This window comes from Dactylosporangium sp. NPDC048998 (genome assembly GCF_043197855.1).
Lineage (GTDB): Bacteria > Actinomycetota > Actinomycetes > Mycobacteriales > Micromonosporaceae > Dactylosporangium.
In genome coordinates this window covers 1-19,662 of the sequence record NZ_JBICTV010000038.1, presented here as the reverse complement: position 1 = coordinate 19,662, position 19,662 = coordinate 1, and the positions used below count along the sequence as shown (strand labels likewise).

At 72.5% G+C, this 19,662-nt stretch carries 8 protein-coding genes and 1 pseudogene; 2 read left to right on the top strand and 7 right to left on the bottom strand.

Features of this window, described 5'->3' with window-relative positions; all coding sequences use genetic code 11:
• Positions 1-610: 610 nt before the first annotated feature.
• Positions 611-2,509 (top strand): flavin-containing monooxygenase, encoded by a 1,899-nt coding sequence (locus tag ACGFI8_RS41640; protein WP_392813188.1) that lies wholly within the window; start codon positions 611-613, stop codon positions 2,507-2,509.
• Here the strand turns inward: ACGFI8_RS41640 and ACGFI8_RS41635 are convergent.
• The 7 genes from ACGFI8_RS41635 to ACGFI8_RS41605 are packed head-to-tail and all read right to left on the bottom strand — an operon-like array spanning position 2,478 to position 18,432.
• Positions 2,478-3,437: an alpha/beta hydrolase gene (locus tag ACGFI8_RS41635; RefSeq protein WP_392813187.1), complete on the bottom strand. Its 960-nt coding sequence runs from the start codon at positions 3,435-3,437 to the stop codon at positions 2,478-2,480. The genes ACGFI8_RS41640 and ACGFI8_RS41635 overlap by 32 nt on opposite strands.
• A 9-nt stretch (positions 3,438-3,446) precedes the next feature.
• Positions 3,447-4,208, bottom strand: coding sequence for an SDR family NAD(P)-dependent oxidoreductase (locus ACGFI8_RS41630; protein ID WP_392813185.1), 762 nt, complete (start codon positions 4,206-4,208; stop codon positions 3,447-3,449).
• 48 nt (positions 4,209-4,256) lie between these two features.
• Positions 4,257-5,246, bottom strand: a complete 990-nt coding sequence (locus ACGFI8_RS41625; RefSeq protein ID WP_392813184.1) for a sulfotransferase domain-containing protein — start codon at positions 5,244-5,246, stop codon at positions 4,257-4,259.
• Positions 5,247-5,254: 8 nt separating this feature from the next.
• Complete coding sequence (locus tag ACGFI8_RS41620) at positions 5,255-6,094, bottom strand: alpha/beta fold hydrolase (RefSeq protein WP_392813183.1); 840 nt, start codon at positions 6,092-6,094, stop codon at positions 5,255-5,257.
• Positions 6,091-6,387 (bottom strand): acyl carrier protein, encoded by a 297-nt coding sequence (locus ACGFI8_RS41615; protein ID WP_392813182.1) that lies wholly within the window; start codon positions 6,385-6,387, stop codon positions 6,091-6,093. Before ACGFI8_RS41615 ends, ACGFI8_RS41620 begins: the two co-directional genes overlap by 4 nt.
• A gap of 28 nt (positions 6,388-6,415) precedes the next feature.
• Complete coding sequence (locus ACGFI8_RS41610; protein ID WP_392813181.1) at positions 6,416-11,050, bottom strand: beta-ketoacyl synthase N-terminal-like domain-containing protein; 4,635 nt, start codon at positions 11,048-11,050, stop codon at positions 6,416-6,418.
• Positions 11,047-18,432, bottom strand: coding sequence for an SDR family NAD(P)-dependent oxidoreductase (locus ACGFI8_RS41605; protein WP_392813179.1), 7,386 nt, complete (start codon positions 18,430-18,432; stop codon positions 11,047-11,049). Before ACGFI8_RS41605 ends, ACGFI8_RS41610 begins: the two co-directional genes overlap by 4 nt.
• A gap of 603 nt (positions 18,433-19,035) precedes the next feature.
• Here ACGFI8_RS41605 and ACGFI8_RS41600 point away from each other — a divergent pair.
• A pseudogene (locus ACGFI8_RS41600) lies at positions 19,036-19,662 on the top strand (hypothetical protein); the annotation flags it as partial.

Here is a 19,662-nt window from a genome sequence, read left to right as displayed (position 1 = left end):
TTCCAGAGCCGTGTTCGGCTTTGCTGATCGTAGGCATAGAACGCGATGAGCCGGACCCTCCAGCCGGCCGATCCCGAAACATCCGCCAGTTGGTCGTTCCCGCAGGTGAACCCGCGTTTTCAAACGCCCGCAACACCCTTTCCGGCCCCCCGCCAAGACCCGAATGTAGGAGATCTGACAGGCCTCTTCCTGATCTCTTTCTTGAACCATTCCAACCGTGCAAGGTCATGTTGCCCGGATCGACGAAACGGTTCGCTTGATACTGTCAATTTGCCGACTCGGCTCGGTTTACAGCGCGCATGCGGCATGCCGGGTCGTGTTCCGTGCCGCTCAGCGGTTGCCGGGGCGCGGGGTTGAACGGGCGGGTGATCGGGCTCCACCCGTGAGCGCGTGGGGGACGGCCGGCTTCTACCCCTTCTCTTCTACCCATTCTTTGCCCGCAGCCTGCGCAATCGCCGTGTTACGGTTGGCCGCGCACCCAGGTCGCAAATGCTTTGCCACCATGCTGCCGACGTTCGCGGCGGCCCGACGGTGCTGGGTCGGCCGACTGCGGCCGTCGCTTCGGCTCGCTCTAGACGGGCGACCGCGCTGATTCCCGACCGGAGCTGCAATGACGATCCATGCCGATGACGCGCAACTGCGCCGCCACCTTCGCGATGCCGAGGTGCCCGCCCTGCTGATGACGGTGGCGCACCTGACCGGCGACACCTCGATCCTGCGTGACGACCTGCTTTCCGACGGCTGGCTGTTCCTGCCGCAGGGCGGGCTGACCGCCCGGCAACGGGAGGAGGCCCGGGCGCTCGCGGCCGGCGTGCTGGCGCGGTTGCGCGACGGGGCACCGGTGCCGCCGCTGGACGCGCGGATGCTGCGCCGGATCACCAGCTGGGCGCTGGGCATGGACACCGCGGACCTGGTACCGCTGCTGGCCGAGGAGATCGTGCCGCTCGGCGCGGACCCCAAGGCTCCCGGCTGGAACCGCTACGACCTGCCGGGCGCGCGGGACGTCGAGGTGGCCGTCGTCGGTGCCGGCATGAGCGGCCTGCTCGCCGCGTACCGGCTGAAGCAGGCCGGCGTGCCGGTCGTCGTCTACGAGAAGAACAGCGACGTCGGCGGCACCTGGCTCGAGAACACCTACCCGGGCTGCCGGGTCGACGTAGCCAGCCAGCTGTACAGCTACTCGTTCGCGCAGCGCGCGGACTGGCCGCAGCACTTCAGCACCCGGGATGGTCTGTGGCAGTACTTCGCGGACTTCGCCAAGCAGCACGGCCTGTACGAACACATCCGCTTCGACACCGAGGTGCGCGCCGCCGCATGGGACGAGCCGGCGGGCCGATGGCGGCTGACCCTGGACACGCCCGACGGCGCACGCACGGTCACCAGCACCGTGCTGGTCGCCGCCGTCGGGCAGCTCAACCGGCCGCACGTGCCCGACATCCCGGGCCGCGACGAGTTCGCCGGCCCGGCGTTCCATTCCGCCCGCTGGGACCACTCCGTCGATCTCGCCGGACGGCGGGTCGCGGTCGTCGGCACCGGCGCGAGTGCCGTCCAGTTCATCCCGGAGATCGCGAAGACGGCGGGCGAGCTGTGCATCTTCCAGCGCACGCCGCCCTGGCTGCGGCCCACCCCGAACTATCACCAGCCGGTCGCGGGCGGGCTGCGCTGGCTGCACGAGCATCTGCCGTACTACGCCGCCTGGTACCGCTTCTGGCTGCTGGCACCGGGACTGCACCGGGTGCTCGATGGCTGGGTCGTCGACCGGGACCACCCGCCGACGGAGCGGGCGATCTCGGCGGTCAACGACGCCCTGCGCGCGACGCTGACCGGCTACATGAGGGGCCAGCTCGCCGGGCGCCCCGACCTGGAGCCGTTCGTGATACCCGCCTACCCCGTCGGCGCCAAGCGGGTCCTGCGCGACAACGGCGCCTGGATCGCCACGCTCAAGCGCGAGCACGTCCGGCTGGTGGGCGAGCGGATCGAGCGGATCACGCCGAAGGGGATCCGGACCGCGGACGGCGTCGAGCATCCCGCCGACGTGATCGTCTACGGCACCGGCTTCGCCGCGTCGGAGTTCCTCGCCCCGATGACGGTCACCGGCCGCGGCGGCGTCGACCTGCACCGGTCCTGGAACGGCGACGCCCGCGCGTACCTCGGTCTCACCGTGCCCGGCTTCCCCAACCTGTTCTGCTGCTACGGGCCGAACACCAACCTCGCCGGGCACGGCGGCAGCATCATCTACATGTCCGAGTGCGGCGTCACCTATCTGCTCGACGCGGTCCGGCACCTGCTCGGCGCGCCGCACCGGGCGGTGGAGGTGCGCCGCGAGGTCTTCGACGCCTTCAACGTGGAGGTCGACGCGGCCAACGCGGAGCGCGCCTGGGGCTTCTCGAAGGTCGGCGGCTGGTTCATCAACCGGGCGGGCCGCTCGGCGCAGAACTGGCCGTTCCCGGCGCAGGAGTACTGGCGGCGCACCCGTCGTTTCAACCCGGCGGAGTACCTGCACCTGCCGTAGCCGCCCCGGGAACCGCCGTGACGGCCCGGATGACCTGGCCGGCATCGTGCAGCGCCCGGACCCCCTCCGGCAGGATCGGGTGGTACCACTGCCAGACGTGGAACATGTGCGGCCAGTGGTGCAGGACAGCGTCCCCGCCGGCGGTCCGGATGCCCTCGACGAGCATCAGTGCGTCGTCGAGCAGCACCTCCTGGCCGCCGACCTGGACCAGCACCGGCGGTAGGCCGGCGAGGTCCGCGAAGACGGGCGAGATTTCCGGGTGTCGCGGATCGACGCCGCCGGCGTACCGCGCGGCCATCTCCAGGAGATCCTCGGTGGCGAGCACCGGGTCCGCCGGCGCCAGCTCCCGGTGGCTGCGGAAGGAGCAGGTCAGGTCGGTCCAGGGAGAGAACAGGACGAGCAGGTCGGGTGCGCGGGCCCCGTCGTCGCGCAGGCGCGTTGCCACCGACACGGCCAGGCCCCCTCCCGCCGAGTCCCCGGCGATGACGACCGGGCTGAGCGGCGCCACGGCACGGATCGCCTCCATGGCGGCGAGGGCGTCGGTGACGGCGGCGGGGAAGGGGTGCTCGGGGCCTCTGCGGTAGTCCAGGACCAGGCAGGCGGCCCCGGCGAGATCCGCCAGCAGGCCCGCGAGGTGCAGGTGCGATCGGGCCGAGCCGATGCAGTAGAACCCGCCGTGCAGGTAAAGCAGGACGGGCCGGCCCGTGACGGGAGGACGGATCCAGGTCCCGGAGGCCGCCCCGACCGGCACCGCCTCCACGCCGGCCGGCGCCGCCGCGAACGCATCGGCTGCCCTCTCGTAGGCAGCCCGCCGTTCCGGGACCGTGCCCGAACGCCCCGGCGCCGCACGCTGCAGCATCGCCCGCACCAGCGCCGCCTTCGCCGACGGTCGATCGGGCACGACCAGGTCGGGGTGTGTCGCCGGCATGCTCACTCCCTACTGCGCCGTGTAGCCGCCGTCGGTGACGAAGTACGAACCGGTGGTGTTGGACGCGCGCTCGGAGGCGAGGAAGGCGACCACCTCGGCGACCTCGTCGGGGCGGCCCAGCCGGCAGGTGGGGTGCAGGTAGGCCACGCCGGCGGCACCCTCCTCGGTCAACATCGGTCCCTGGATGAAGCCCGGCCCGACGCTGTTGACCCGGATTCCACGCCTGGCGTACTCCAGGGCGGCGGTCTTGGTCATGCCGACGACGCCGTGCTTGGCCGACACGTAAGCGACCTGCCGAGCGAAGCCGACCGATCCCAGGATCGAGGACATGTTGACGATGGACCCACGGCCGTTGCTCAGCATGGCCGGGATCTCCGCCCGCATCGAGTAGAACACCCCGCTGAGGTTGACCGCGATCACGGAGTCCCAGCCGTCGAGCGGGTATTCGCCGGTGAGCTCTCGGGGCCCGCCGATGCCGGCATTGTTCACGGCCACGTCGAGGCGGCCGAAGGACGCCACCGCCTCGTCGACCATCGCCTCGCACGCCCATGGGTCAGTCACGTCCACCCGATGAGGCCGGGCCGACTTGCCGATAGCGTCGGCGACCCGGGTCGCCGCGTCGAGGTCGAGGTCGGCGACCAGGACGCTGGCCCCCCGGCCGGCCAGCAGCGATGCGCAGGCCGCACCGATGCCCGAGCCGGCCCCCGTGACCAGCGCGACCCTGCCCGCGAAGTCCAGCTCCGGCGTGTCGGCGAAACCCAGATCGGTCATGTTCCCCTCCCGGCGTCGTGTCACCGCTGGATGTCCAAAGGCACATCGTCACAGCACGCCGGTCGGATGCGACGCGGCGACGGCCAGCGCCTCGCGCTCCCTCGGGCGCGTCCGCACCGACCCGGCCACCCGGTGCGCCCACGGCTCCCAGTCCTCGAAGCCCAGGAAATTGCCCAGCCGCCCGAGCTGCGTCACCGGGTCGGCCACGAGGTCCTCGTACGCCATGGTCAGCAGCTCCCGCGGCCGCGCGTCGGCGATGGCCTGCTCGGTCTGGCCGGCGAGGAACGCGCACAGTCCCCGGTAGCGCCGGACGTCCTGGCCGCGCTCGCGAAGCATCTCGGCGGTCAGCCGGCCGGGCAGGTAGCGCTCCACCTCAGCCGGCACCCGCTGGCCAGGGGCGACCCTGAACGGGTCGAATCCGTACCGGCCGACGGATTCCACGCACAACTGCATGAGCTGGAAGCACGAGTGCCGGCTCATCGATCGTGCGGTGTCCGCCCAGTCGCGCGTCAGATAGACGATCTTCGCGTCGGGGAAGTTCTTCAGCAGGTACGGGGCGATGTTGCTGGAGCCGCCGGATCGCTCGACCCAGCGCCGCCGGCCGGTGAGCGAGGTGAGCAGGTCCAGCAGCATCTGGTGGTGCCGTGCCAGCGGCTGTGCCGGAAACCCGGGCACCAGCTCGGCGAGGGTGTCGAAGAGACGGTCGGGATCGGACGAGATCTTCGGCAGCGTAGTCGCGAGGACCTGCGGCAGTTCGGCGAGGTTGCCGCCCCAGCGGCCGTCCACCGGATAGCGCACCTCGGGCGGCATCAGCCCGACCCGGAAGAGGGTGGCGAGGTGGGGGCTGGGGTTGCTCAATGCCGACCAGTACGCGGTGCCGGTCAGCACCTGCCGACCGGCGGCCCGCGGCGCCACCCATCCGAAGAACTCCTGGACCGAGAGGGTCTCGGGCTGCTCGGCGATCAGGTCGGACAGCAGCGTCGACCCGCAGCGGCCGGTGTTGATGATGATGGCGTGGTCGTGGATCTTTGGGTCCATCGGGATTCCTATGAGTCGATGCTTGCTAGTTGATGATCTTCGCAGCGGAGCCCGCCGGCTCGGCGCACCCAGGGCATGACGATGTCGCGGATGGAGTTCGGCCGATCAACGAGGACGGTGTGCCGCTGGCCGGGCACGGTGACGATCTGTGCGTGCGGCAGCAGCCGGCGCACGTCGGGGGCCAGCGCGCCCACGCGCGACTCGCCCCCGTACACGCACAGGACCGGGCACCCGATCGCGGCGATGCGCTCCTCGGCCGGTAGCCGGCTGGCCGGCACGTCGCGCCTGACGCTTGTGGCGTCGAGCACTTCGCGAGCGGCCATTGCCAGGCGGAAGACGCGCTCCCCCCGTCCGGCATCGATCTCGGCGAGCACGTGGCCGCCCGGCAGGTGCGCGGCGGCCTTGTCGAGCCACCCAGGCATCCGCTCGAGCCACGCCGCGGTGGGCGGCAGGGACTCCACGGTGGCGATGGCGGCGACCCGCTCGGGGTGGCGTGCCGCGTAGCTGAACGCGATCGTGCCGCCGAATGAGTTGCCGAGCAGGAGGACCGGGTCAGTGATGTCGAGCGCGGCCAGCAACGCTTCCAGGTCGTCGACGAAGTCGTCCAGCGTGTAGCCCTCGGGAGGGCGTTCGGTGTGTCCGTGCCCGCGCAGGTCGTACATGACCACGTTGAGGCCGGCGGCCGCGAGCGGGGAGGCCAGGGTGAGGTACCAGCTGGCCAAGGTGTCCAGGGCCAGACCGTGGATCAGCACGGCGGTTGGGGCCGCGCTGGGCACGCCGGACACCGGTTCGGGCGGGGCGAGCTGCTCCACGTGGATGGACAGGCCGTTGGCCAGCACCATGCTCATGCTGGCGCACCCACCTCGTCGAGCGCGGCTGCGATGTACTCGACGAGCTGGCCGACGCTCAGATGCCGTACCGAATCCAGGTCGAGGCCGGCGATGAACTGGGCGAAGTTGACCGTGTCGCCGTACCGGACCTGCAGGCGGCCGGCGAGGGAGACCACGTCGATGCTCTCCATCTCCAGGTCGTCCTCGAACCTGGTCGACATTGTGATCTCGCTGTCGACTCCGGCGTGGTCGCGGATCGCGTGCAGCATCTCGGCGACCTCGGCGAGAATCGTGGCTTGGTCAGCAGGCATGTGATGTCCCTTCTCGTTGTACGTGCCGCTACGGGCGGCCGTTTGGATGGACGGGCTCCGGGCCCCAGGTCCAGCCGACGACGTAGCGTCGCGGCGGCAGGCCCTCAGGGTTGGAGAGTTCTCGATGGGCGACCAGGTAGACACGGCCGGCGACCTCCACGGTCAGCACGGCCGGGGTGGCGGCCACCAGCTTGAACCGCCGGGGGTCGCCGGCCAGGCCGGTGCCCTCCGCCTTGGCGGCGGCCTCCTTCGCGGCCCAGAAGCGGGCGAACCACAGGCGCCGGTCCTCGCCGGCGGCCGCCTTCGAGTCGAGCAGCCGCCGTTCGGAGTCGGACAGCGCGAACGCGATCGTGCTGTCCGGATGGTCGGTAATCTCGGCGACGTCGATGCCCACGCCGGGAGCGTCCGCCGCTGCGCGGGACGCGCGGGGCTTGGCGATCGCGACGGCGATCTCGGCGACGTGGGCGAGTGAGACGTCACACTCCCGGTAGCCACGGCCGGGGCGCGGGTGGACCCGGGGGCGCCCGTTCGGGTCATTGCTGACCGTCAACTCGATCGGGTAGACGTCGGTGTGGCCGTCGTCCCACAGCTGAAGGCGTACGGCGTCGTTGACCGCGATCCGGCCCAGCAGCCACTGCTTGCGCGCCCTGGCCGGCTGCCGCTCGTACTCGGCAACGCCACGGGCGCCAAGCATGCCGCGGGCGGCCAGGCCGCGGGAGACCAGGTCGGGCCAGCTGTCGAACGCCACGGTCCACCCCTCCGGCTGCCGCAGCGACATCGCGTGGCGCTGCGGGATGCGCTCGGCGGCCCGTATCGCGGGGTGGCTGAAGAACCGCCGGTGGACGCACCCCTCGAGCTGCGCCCATACCCGGCCGTCGACGGCGAGCTGCGATTCGAAGACGAGTCGCGCGGCCTCGAGCGAACGGATCCGCACGACGCAGTCGACCGCCGTACCTGGGGCCGGCGACGGTCCGAAGAACCGCGCGTGCCCGATCCCCACCGGCAGCGCCCCGAACTCCTGCGTCGTGAAGAGCCAGTTGCCCATGAGCTGCGACGCGTTGTCGAGCAGCGCGCCGGGCGGGGGCAGAGCAGTCAGGACGCCGCGGACGTGCATGTCGCCGACGGCATGGACCTCGGTCACGCCGCGGAACAGCGGTCCGTGGAACACGAACCGTTCGGCGTACATCTGCTCGGCACTGATCTGCGGGGGCCGTTCCGTGGCCGGGTCGTGCCGCCACACCTCCGGACGCTCGGCCGGGTAGTCGGGTGCCACCTCGATCGTGGAGCGGGCGTAGTCGCCGAAGGTCACCGAGAGGCGGCCGGGTCCCGCGGGCTTGACGGTGATCTCGACGTCCTGTGGCGGCGCGGCGACGCACCAGCGGTTGAATCGAGCGTCGTGCACGGCGACCACTCGCGCGCCGGGGGCCGCCTGCTGGGCGGCGTCCATCATGTGTTGCATGACGGTGGTGGCCGGTACCACGGGCCATCGGTCTTCCGGATGGGGCCAGTCGTCGGGCTGGAGGAAGAAGCAGTGGTCGCGCAGGTACGGCATCGTGTCGAGGGCGACCCGCAGGACCGTGCGGTGGACATCCGGCGGTGGCGACGGCGAGGTGTGCCCGTTCCCGCCGCCGGGTTCCGCGCCGCCGGCCACCACATCATCGGTTGCTCCACCCAGCAGCGAGGCGAGCTCCGCGGCGGCGCTGGAGTGCCCGGCGAGCTTGTGCAGCGCGGCCAAGGCCGGCGATCTCGGCGCCGGCACGGCGGCATGTGTCGCCACGGCGGTCGCCACCGCGCTGTCCCGGACGATCGCCGGCTCGGCGGCGCGCGCGGGCATCGCGGGCATGCCGAGCAGGTCGCCGGCACCGTCACCGAGGTGGACCAGCGGGACACCGAGCTCGAGCCGCATGAGCGGCCCGCGGCGGGCGGATCGTCCGGTCGCGGGTGCACCGGCTCCCGCTTGGCCCGTGCCGGTCGTGTCGAGGACGCGCAGGTCCGGCGCGGCGCCCTCGACCCACAGCGCCGTGGCGACGCGGCGCAGCTGGTTCAGGCCGCTGCGGTGGGCGACGTTGACCGGCATGGCGAGGTGGTCGCGGCCGCGCAGGTTGTCGTCGATGACCGAGGCGAGCTGCCCGATGCCGACCTGCAGGAACACCCGGAACCCGGCGTCGTACATGGCCTGGACGGTTTCCCGGAACCAGACCGGTTCGAGCATGTGCCGTACGGAGATCTCCCGGATGCCGGCCGGATCGTCGGGGAACGGTGCCTTGAGGGTGGTCGACCAGACCGGCACCCGCGGGGCGTGGACCTCCCAGCGACGCAGGGCGGCGCCGATCGACTCCAGCCCGGATGCGAACAGCGGGGTGTGGAACGCGGAGCGGAACGGCAGCCTCTGGCAGACGAGGCCCTTGCTGCGCAGTGCATCGACAAGCCTGTCGATGTCGCCCTCGGGTCCGTTGACGATGCACTGGTCGGGCGCGTTGTCGTGGGACAGCACCACCCCCGGGTAGCGCGCGAGCCACGGCGTGATCCGCTGGGCGGCGCAGCCGACGACGGCGAACGCGTGGCCGGGCACCTCGACCGACGCCGAGTTGAGCTCGGCGAGGACCTCGTCGAGGGAGAGCGCGCTGACCTGCCCTCCGGTGACCGCGGCGGTCCACTCGCCGAGGCTGTACCCGGCGACCGCGTCCGGGGTGATCCCGATACGGCACAGGGCGTCGTTGAGCAGCTTGCCCAGCTCGATCAGCCCGGCGCCATGCCGGCCCAGGTCGGCCGCGGACCACTGTCGGTCGGGCAGGTCGAAGTGCGCCGCGACGTCCGCGGTGCGCGGGCTGAACTCCGCCTCGATGCCGGGGAACACGAAGGCGATCCGGCCCACCCCGGTCGATGTGGCCTCGCCGGCGAGCAGCGGGGCCGGGCTGAACCAGATATCGCGGGCGCCGCGCCAGGCTTGCCCCCTGGCGACGGCGAGCCGCGCGGTGGCGAGGTGCTTGGCGTCCGGGTTGACGATGCCGATCCGGCAGCGCTCGTCCCCGGCAGCGCCGGCCGGACCGGCCTGCCGGGCCCTGGCGGCGCCAAGGGTGCGCACGGTGGTGTCGTCCGCCTCGAGCAGGCGGGCCAGTGCGGCCGGGTCGGGCGCGGCCAGCCACAGCACCTCGTCGGGCTGCTCAACGCCGGCCGCCGCCCCGGCCCGGATGCCCGCCTCCGCCGCGGGCAACGTCGCCGGCCCCGTCGCGCCCGCGCCGCCGCGACGGGCCGCCAGTGCGTCCGGCGTCTCCTCCAGGATCACGTGGGCGTTGATGCCGCCGAAGCCGAAGGCGTTGACGCCGGCACGGCGCGGCCCGTCGCTCTCCCAGGGCCGAGCGGAACCGATCGTGGCGAACCGGGTGCGCGCCAGCTCCGGGCGTGGATCGTCGCAGTGCAGGGTGGGCAGCAGCACGCCGCGGTACACGGCCAGGGCCGCCTTGATCAACCCGGCGATGCCGGCCGCGGGCATGGCGTGGCCGATCATCGACTTGACCGAGCCGATCACCGGTTTCGGGCCCCCGGCGTGCGAGCCGAACACCTCGGCGACGGTGTCCAGTTCGGCGGCGTCGCCGGTCGGCGTGGCGGTACCGTGCGCCTCCAGCATGCCCAGCGCGTCCGGCGCGGCCGGGTCGAGGCCTGCGGCCGCCCAGGCCCTCCGGATCGCCAGCGCCTGCCCGGCGGCGGCCGGGTTGACCATGCTTGCGGCGCGCCCGTCGCTGGACACCCCGCTGCCCCGGATCACCGCATAGATCCGATCGCCGTCGCGCAGCGCGTCGGCCATCCGCTTGAGTACGACGATTCCGGTACCCTCGCCGATCAGCAGCCCGTCCGCCGCGCTGTCGAACGGCCGGATCTCGCCCCGCCGGGACAGCGCGCCGAGCTGGCTGAAGACCGCCCAGAAGCCGACGTCGTGCACGTGATGGACTCCCCCGGCGAGCACCGCGTCGAGCCGGCCCATGTGCAGCTCGGCGATCGCCTGGTCCACCGCGACCAGCGACGAGGCGCAGGCGGCGTCCACCGTGTACGCGGGGCCGCGCAGGTCGAGCCGGTTGGCAACCCGGGAGGCGGCCAGGTTCGGCACCACCCCGATCGCGCCCTCCGGCTGATGTTTGCCGAGCTGATCGACGAACCGCTGCCGTACCGCCTCGAGCCGGCTCTCCGGCAGGTCCGGCATCAGGTCGCGGAGCACGTGGATCACCTGGTTGGACATCCGGATCCGCTGGTAGAACCGGACCTGGCCCGGGCTGAGGAAGCCGCCCCGGCCCAGGATCACACCGACCCGGTCGCCGGCGGGCAGCCGGTCCGCGCCACCCGCGTCGTCGATGGCGGCCGCGGCCACCCGCAGCGTGATGAGCTGATCCGGTTCGATGTCGGCGATCGACGCCGGCATGATGCCGAACTTCACCGGATCGAACTCGGCCAGGTCGTCCACGAACCCGCCCCGCCGGCAGTACAGCCGGTCCGGACGGTGCGCCTGCGCCGGGTCGTAGAACTGCGGATCCACCCGGTTCGGCGGCATCTCACTGATCGCGTCGGCCCCCTCGACCAGGTTGCGCCAATAGCCGTCCAGGTCGCCCGCGCCGGGCAGCAGCGCCGCCATCCCCACGATGGCCGTCTGATCGCCGTGCAACGCGGTCACCAGCCCGACGCGGTGTAGACGACGGAAGTGACCGCGGGATCGCCCCAGGCCAACTCGCCCAGCAGGCTCAGCGCGCCCTCCTCGGGGTCGATGAGCGCGATGCCGCGCCGGGCGTACTCCCGGCCCAGCTCCGCGGTGACCATGCCGCTGTGGCCCTCGGCCGGCGCCCACGGTCCCCAGTGGACGGTCAGGCAGCGATTGCCGGAGCGGGCCGCCCAGCGGGCGCCCATCGCCTCCAGCGCATCATTGGCCGCCGCGTAGTCGGCCTGACCGCGGTTGCCGTACGTCGCCGCGACGCTGCCGAAGAACACCACGAACCTCGGCGCGCAGTTCAGGCCGTCCAACGCGTCCAGGACCGCCCGGGCACCCGCCACCTTGGTGTCGAAGACCCGGGTGAACGACTGCGGGTCCTTGTCGGCGATCAGCTTGTCCTCGATCACCCCGGCGGCGTACACCAGCCCGTCGATGCGGCCGTACTCGCCATGGATAGCGGCGATGAGCCGGCTCGTCGCCTGCGCGTCGCGCACGTCGACGCTGTGGTAGCGCACCTGGGCCCCAAGCTCACCCAGTTCCCGCAGGGTGGCGCCGACCTCCCGGCCGGCCAGGATCGCCTGGGCCCTGCGGGCGATCTCGGCCGGCGAGCCGACCCCCTGGCGCGCGAGCGCCGCCCGCAGCGAAACCTCGTCCGTGGCCGTCGCCAGCACCGGATCCTGCGGCCCCTCCGGCAGCGGGGTCCGGCCGACCAGCTCGATGCGGCACCCGGCGGCCGAAGCGAGAGCGCGGGCGAACCAGGGGGTGATGCCCCGCGCGCCGCCCACCAGCACCACCACCGAGTCGCGGTCCAGCCCGGCCGCTCGGGCCTCGGCCACACCGTCTCCGGCCGGGCCGGCACCACCGGCCGCGAGCGGCCCCAGGCTCGCCGGCACCAGCTCGTACGCGCGGCGCGCGCCGCCGCTGCGGTCCACCACCGCCGCGTCGCCCCCGGCGAGCAACTCGTCGACGATCTGCTGGGCGAGCCGGTCCGCGGGTTCCGTACCGTCCATGACGACCACCCGCGCGGTGGTCGACGGGTACTCCCGGGCGATGGTGCGGAACAGGCCGCGGAGCCCGTCCGTGCCGGCACCGGCGTTCGCGTCGGCGACCGCCAGCACCCAGCGCGGCCCGCCCGCCAGGGCCTGCTTGATCGACCCGAACGCGCCGGGCAGCAGCGGCGTCCGTCCGCCGGCCAGCCCGTCGAGCAGGACCAGCCCGTCCGCCCCCTCGAGTGTTCCCGCCTCGGCGAGCATGCCGGTGCGCACGGTCGCCCCGTGCCGGCCCAGCAGCTCGACCACGCGCGCGGCCGCCGGGCTGGGCCCGGTGACCACCAGCGTGGCGCCGGCGAGCACCGGCCGGATCGGCGCGTCCGCGATGGGAACCAGGGCCGGGAGCATGCGCGCCGGCGCGACACCCGGCCGGGAGTCACCGCCGATCGGTGCCTCGCCGCCGGCCGCGGTCCGTGGGGGTGCCGGCTCGAACCCCGCAGGTTCCGCCGCAGCCGGCGCGGTGCGGCTCTGCACGGGTATCGCCGGGGCCGAGGACGGTGCCGGCGCTGTCTCCGCCAGGGCCGCGTCCACCTGGGTCGTGAGCCATCCGACCATGGCACGCACAGACCGGGCCTTGACCAACTCCTCCAGCTCCGACTCGTCGCCCTCGGCCGACAACCCGAGCCGGGCGGCCACCTCCCCGGCCACCTCCGCCCGCTTGATGGAGTCGATGCTGAGGTCGGCCTCCAGGTCCAGATCCAGATCGATCAGGTCGGCCGGGTAGCCCGTCCGCTCGCTGAGCACCGCCAGCACCGCACCCTGGAAGTCCGTCGTGGCCGGCACGGCGGCGGGTGCCGGTGCTGCTGACGTGCCGATCCGGGGCAGCTGCAAGCCGGCCGGCGGCGAGACAACGGAACCGTTCACCCCCGGCGAGGTCAGCGCGCCGTTCACCTGGGCGGTCAGCCAGCCGACCATGGCACGCACGGAGCGGGCCTTGACCAACTCCTCCAGCTCCGACTCGTCGCCCTCGGCCGACAACCCGAGCCGGGCGGCCACCTCCCCGGCCACCTCCGCCCGCTTGATGGAGTCGATGCTGAGGTCGGCCTCCACGTCCAGATCCAGATCGATCAGGTCGGCCGGGTAGCCCGTCCGCTCGCTGAGCACCGCCAGTACCACACCCTGGAAGTCGAGCTTCGGCGACTCCGCGACCAGGGTTGCGGCCGGTGCGGCGGCCGCGCTCACGTTGCCGGCGCCCCCGTTGGGGGACGGCGTGAACACCGGCGCCGTGGCCGACATCGGCGCCGGCGAGATCGGCACGGGCTGGCTGACAGGTGCCGGCGCCGGCAAGGCCGGTACCTGAGGGCCTGGCGACGCTGTCGACGCCGGCATCGGCGACACCGGCAAGGGCACGGAGCCACCGCCGACGTCGTTGCCGAGGTAGGCGAGCATGACGTCACGATGGGAGGCGATCAACTCGCGATGTGTCCGCAGAAACTCGGCGAGCATTTCGTCCTGGCCTAGTCGCCCGGCCCGGTTGTCGCGGTCGTCGCGGCCGGCGGCGGGTTCGATGGTTGCGGTCATGGACATCTCCTTGATGCGTCGTGAGGGCTTCAACCCGCCGGGGACGCTGTTGCCGTCGCGGTCGCGGACGAGCTGTCCGTCCACCGTCCAGAAGGGACGGTCTCCGGGCCCGGCCGAGGTGGCCTCGACGGTGTCGCGGCCGTGGAACAGCCAGCTGGTCTGCACCGGTACGCCGGCACAGGCCAGCTGCGCCACCGCGGTGAGCAGGTCGCGAAGCCCTTCGCCGGTGCCGCGGTCGCAGGGGATCGCAAGATGTGGCCGATCGCCGAGGATGGCCTGGACGAGTCGGGTGAGGACCTGCCCGGGGCCGGTCTCGACGAACGTCCGGGCGCCGGCCGCGTACATGGCCTCGATCTGCTCGACGAAGCGGACCGGCGCGCCGACCTGGGCGGCGAGCTCGTGCCGTACCGCATCGGCGTTCGCGGGGTAGGCGGTGGCGGTGCGGTTGGACCAGACCGCGACGGCCGGTGCGGCGATCGGTTGGTCTTCGAGCACCTGCGCGAAGCGCTCCACGGCGCCGGCGACGAGCGGGCTGTGGAAGGCGCAGGCGACGTTGAGCCGGTGTGTCGTCAGGCCGGCGGCCTTCAGTGCGTCGATCGCCGACTGCACCGCAGGCGTGGGGCCGGAAATCACCTGTTGGGTGGGAGAGTTCTGGTTGGCCAGGACGACCCGGCCGGCGAGGCCGGCGTCTTCGAGGACCTTGACGATCCGCTCGGCGGTGGCGCTGACCGCAGCCATGGTGCCCGGATCGTCACCGGTGGCGTCGAGGATCGCCTCGGCGCGTTGCCGGCTGAGCCGCAGCAGCGTCGAGGGTTCATAGGCGCCGGCCACGCACAGCGCGACGAGTTCGCCGTAGCTGTGTCCCGCGGCGAGGTCGGGACGGATGTTGAGCCGGTTCAGCAGGTGGCCGACGGCGAGCCCTCCGATGCCGAGCACGGGTTGGGCCACCCGGGTGTCGAGGAGCCGCTGCCGCTGGTCGCGTTCGGTGGCCTCATCGAACGCGGTGGGTGGGAACAGCAGGTCCGCCCACTCCCGCCCGAGTTCCAGGTACTCCCGCAGCTCGGGAAAGCTGACGAACAGCTCGGCCAGGGCCCCGGGTCGTTGGCTGCCCTGTCCCGGGAACAGGAACGCCATCTTGCCGGCGCCTGGGCCCGGTGCGGGCTGGATCAGCCCCCGTCCGGGGTCGTGCTCGCCGGCGAGCGCCCGGCGCAGCAACTGGTCGAGCTCGTCGGTGTCGCGGGCGACGATCGCGACCTGGACGGGGCCGGAGCGCGGGTCGGCCTGCGCGGCGGCGGTGGCGGCCAGGTCACGTAGTCGCCACGGCCGGCCGAACCGGTCGGTGCCGTCGAGCAGGCCGGCGAGCCTGCCCACCGCCTGGTGCGCGGCCGCCCGATCCCGGCCGCGGAAACAGAACAACTCGGCCGGCCATTCGTCACGAGCGTGGCGCGGTTCGGGTGTGTGCGAGTGCCCGGCGAGCACCACGTGGAAGTTGGTGCCGCCGAAACCGAACGCGCTCACCCCGGCGATGCGCTGCTCCGCCGGTGCCGCCCACGGGCTTGCCTCCGTGTAGAAGGCGAAGGGGCTGGTTTGGCCGTCCCAGACCGGATTCGGGCGGGTCAGGTTGATCGTCGGCGGCCGCACGCCGGTGTACAGCGCCAGTGCGGCCTTGATCACCCCGGCGAGACCGGCGGCACACTTGGTGTGCCCGATCTGCGACTTGACCGAACCGAGGGCGCAGCCCCCGGGCCGCGCGCCCGCCTCGACGAACAGCCGGGTCAGCGTCTGAAGCTCGGTACGATCACCGACCACGGTGCCGGTGCCGTGCCCCTCGAGCAGACCCACCTGCCGAGGGGAGACGCCGCTTTGCGTGTACGCCCGGTCCAGCGCCCGGCGCTGACCCTCGGCACGCGGCGCGGTCAGCCCCAGCGCCCGCCCGTCGCTGGCCGCGCCCAGCCCCTTGATCACCGCGTAGACGCGGTCACCGTCGCGTCGCGCGTCGGCGAGCCGCTTGAGCACGACACACGCGACCCCCTCGCCCAACGCGATCCCGTCGCCGGTGGAGTCGAACGTGCGGCACCGCCCGGTCGGCGACAGCGCGTGCGCCGAGCTGAACATGAGGTAGTCGTGGATACCGTTGTGCAGGTCCACCGCGCCGCAGATCATCAGGTCGCTGCCGCCGGTGGTCAGCTCCTTGCAGGCGGCGTCCATCGCCGCCAGCGCGGAGGCGCAGGCGGCATCCACGGCGAAGTTGGGCCCGCCCAGATCCAGCCGGTTCGCCACCCGCCCGGCGATCACGTTCGTCAGGACGCCGGGAAACGAATCCTCGGTGATCGTGGGCAGCTGGTCCGCCAGCTCCGCCGGTACCTCGCCCAGATAGGCGGGCAGCGTCGTGCGCAGCACCTTCGCGTTGGCCATGTCGCTGCCCGCCTCGGCGCCGAACACGACCCCGGTGCGCGAATGGTCGGCCCCGGGCGAGCCGTGGTGGTAGCCGGCGTCGGCCAACGCCTGCCGCGCCGCCTCCAGGGCCAGCAGCTGTGCCGGGTCGATGCTGGCCAGCGCCGCCGGGGGAATGCCGTACCCGATCGCGTCGAACGGCACCGGCTCGATGAAGCCACCCCACTTCGACACGCTGATCCGGCCCGTCTGCCCCGGCTCCACCTCGGGCGCGTAGTAGGTGTCCGCCGCCCAGCGCTGGGCGGGCACCTCGATGATCGCGTCGCGGCCGTCGAGGATCGTCTGCCAGAAGGCGGCCAGGTCCGGTGAACCCGGAAGGACGCACGACATGCCGACGATGGCAACGTCCAGGGGGGTCGACGGCTCCCGCTCCGCGGCCGCGGTGTCCGGCCCGAGCGCCGCCGTCAGGGCGTCGATCCGGTCGGCATGGAAGCGCTGCGCCCCCGTGGTCACGTCGCTGTGCAGGGCGGCCACGGTGGTCTGCCGGTCGCGAAGCACGGCGACCTGGCCCGCCATGAAGAGTCCCTCGCCGCGCTGACCGGCCTCGTCCACGGCGACCAGCGCGTCTCCCTGGCGGCGCTTGCCCTTGCTGGCGATCCGGAGCCGGCCGACGTTGAGCATCTCCAGCTGCTCCCACACCTGCCGGCCGGCCGCCCCCGCCGCGGCCAGCTCCTGCCGCATCCGGTGGAAGTCGTCGACGTAGGGCGTGTGCAGGCACCGCGTCACGTGTCCCGGCGCCGTCTCCAGCAGCGCCGTGCCCGTCGCACCCAACACCTCGCGCTGGAACAGGGGCTGGATCGCCCCGCGCTCGACCGCCTCCCTGGTGAACAGGTACGCGGTGCCCATCAGCACCCCCACCTGCACACCGCGGCGCGTCAGCGGCCCGGCCATCGCCGCCACCATCGCCGCCGAACGCGCATCGTGGACACCGCCGGCGAAGAACACCTGCACCTGGGCGGCGGTCCCGGCCGGCGCCTCATCGAGGAACTCCTCCAGCGCCAGCGCCTGCGCCTCCCACAACGCGAAGCTCGTGCGCGGCCCGACGTGCCCGCCGCACTCGGCGCCTTCGAAGACGAACCGCCGTGCCCCGGCACGCAGGAACTGCCGCAACAGCCCCGGCGACGGAACGTGCAGGAACGCGTTGATGCCGTCCGCCTCAAGGGCCTTCGCCTGCGCCGGCCGGCCACCCGCGATGATCACGACGCGCGGCCGGACCTCCATCACCGCCTCGAGCTGGGCCGCCCGCACGTCCTCCGGGGCGAAGCCGAGCACGCCGACCCCCCACGGGCGCTCCCCCAGTTGCTGCGCGGTCTCCTGCAGCATCCGCCGGGACTGTTCGCCGGTGGCCAGCGCGAGCGCGATGAACGGCAACGCGCCGTCACCGGCCACCGCCTCCGCGAACCCGGCCAGATCGCTGACCCGCGTCATCGGCCCCTGCGCGACCGGAATGCGCACGCCCAGTTCCTGTGCCAGCGGTGCGCCGGGCGCCAGCGCCGCGCCCGCCTCGGCGTCGCGGGCCGCGGCCTCGATGGCCGTGCGGATGCCGCGGACCGCCTGGGTCGTGTTCCCCCAGCGCTTGCGGAACTCCGCCGCCATCCAGCCGTCCTGCCCCACCGGCAGCAACTCGCCGGTGCCGTCCGGCCGGCCGTCGCGGCGCAGGCCGCGCACGCCTTCGCACAGCACCGTCTCCGAGCCGTCCATCCGCCCGATCACGGCCCGCACGTCGTCCGGCAGGTCCGACTCCGGCATCAGCGCCAGTTGGCTGTCCAGCACCACTCCGGCCGCCCCGCCGACCACGCATGCGGCCGCCGTGCGCGGCCCGATGCCGCCGGCCGCCCACACCGGCAGGGCCAGCGCCTCATCGGCCAGCAACTGCTGCAACAACACGAACGTGCTCAGCTCACCGCATCGGCCGCCCGCCTCGGAACCGCGCGCGATCAACCCGTGCGCACCGGCCGCGGCGGCCGCACGCGCCTCCGTGCGGCTGGTCACCTCCACCAGCACCCGATGCCGCCGCACCGCCTCACTCAGCGGCCACCCGCCGCTCGCCGGCAATATCACCAGGCTCACCCGGTCTTTCGCGGCGCGCTCCACGTCGGCCGGCGTGGCGGAACAACCCGCCGGCACCCGCACCCCGATCGGCCCCGCCGACCACGACGCCGCCTTCTCCAGCGCCCGCAGCGTCCGGCGGTCACCTTCGGCCAGGTCGAAGACGCCGATCCCGCCACCAGCACCGGCGGCCGCCACGATCCGCGGACCAGGCTCCACCGCACCACACGGATTGATGGCGACAACGAGATCATTGCCGCCGATTGCAGTACTCATCAAGCCCCCGTCGATTGGGTCAGGTGTGCCGGAAGCGTTGGATGGTGCGGGCACACACCGACCCGACGGCGCAGCACTGTGCGCCGGGTCAGTTGGTTGTTCCGCTGGTTGTTCCGCCAAAGCGAACCGCCGGCCGTCCGGCCGGGAAACACGCTCACGTCTGGCGTGCGTGCCGCCGGCGTCCGCAGCCGGCCCGTCCGCGGCGCCTTCCAGCACGCGATGGCCGCGACTCATCATTCGTACAACACGGCGGGCGTGTTCGTCCCCGGTTATTCAGAACTCTCTTCGCCGATCGTCCCGTTCGCACGTCGGCCGTCTGATACAAACCTGGATGTAGACGCCTTGGGCTGAGATGCGCGCATGGCACAGGCCGTCCGGTTCGCTGGCTTGTTCCAGCCGGACTCGCAACCTGTGTGCGTGCACGTGGCAGGCTTCGCCGCCCGCTCGACCAAGGGGTGCGGACACACCGGTCTTCGCCGTGCCCGTCATCCGTACGAGCCTGCGGACTCCCTGCCCGTCAGTGGGTCCTTATCTCGTCATCCAGCCTTCCCAACGTCGTCGGCGGCTGCCGTCGACGAGCCAGTACCTGAAGAGAGGACAAGCATGCACAGGATCCGGTTCTTCGCCCGATCTCTGCTACCCGCCGCCGTCCTGGTGGCCATCCCGGTGCTCGCCGCCACCCCGGCCGCCAACGGCGCCGTCCGAGCCGACACGGCAAAGGCCTCGGGGGTCGAGCTGCTGGCGAAGGCCGCGCCGGACGAGTGCTTCGCCGGGGTCGGCCAGCCCTACCCACCCGGACCGCCCTGCACCACGGGCAAGCCGAAGGTGAACCAGTCCTACGTCTGGGGCATGACCAAGTCCGGCGACCGGATCTGGTTCGGCACCGGCGCCAACGTCCAATGCCTCACCCTCGGCACCAGCCTCGGACAGCGCACACCCGTCCAGAACGACGACTACGTCTGCGAATACGGCTCTAGCCAGCTCAGCAAACAGACCAGAGGCCTCGCCGCATCAGTCGGTGACTGGCGCCCACCCAAGATCTACCTCTACCAGACCTCCTCCAAGAAACTCACCGACAAGACCGGCGACATCACCAAGGCCTCCAGCAACGACAACCGCCGGATCAACACCACCATCGGCATCCGCGCCGCCGGCTCCAACAACGGCATCGTCCTGCTCGGCGGCCCCGGCCTGCTCGGCATCAACCTCTTCGCCTTCGACAGCAACTCC

Bases quoted from the DNA above. Each gene is read 5' to 3' on its own strand.
- ACGFI8_RS41605 (WP_392813179.1), bottom strand. From the start codon at position 18,432: ATGAGTACTGCAATCGGCGGCAATGATCTCGTTGTCGCCATCAATCCG.
- ACGFI8_RS41615 (WP_392813182.1), bottom strand. From the start codon at position 6,387: ATGCCTGCTGACCAAGCCACGATTCTCGCCGAGGTCGCCGAGATGCTG.
- ACGFI8_RS41625 (WP_392813184.1), bottom strand. From the start codon at position 5,246: ATGGACCCAAAGATCCACGACCACGCCATCATCATCAACACCGGCCGC.
- ACGFI8_RS41635 (WP_392813187.1), bottom strand. From the start codon at position 3,437: ATGCCGGCGACACACCCCGACCTGGTCGTGCCCGATCGACCGTCGGCG.
- ACGFI8_RS41640 (WP_392813188.1), top strand. From the start codon at position 611: ATGACGATCCATGCCGATGACGCGCAACTGCGCCGCCACCTTCGCGAT.
- ACGFI8_RS41630 (WP_392813185.1), bottom strand. From the start codon at position 4,208: ATGACCGATCTGGGTTTCGCCGACACGCCGGAGCTGGACTTCGCGGGC.
- ACGFI8_RS41620 (WP_392813183.1), bottom strand. From the start codon at position 6,094: ATGAGCATGGTGCTGGCCAACGGCCTGTCCATCCACGTGGAGCAGCTC.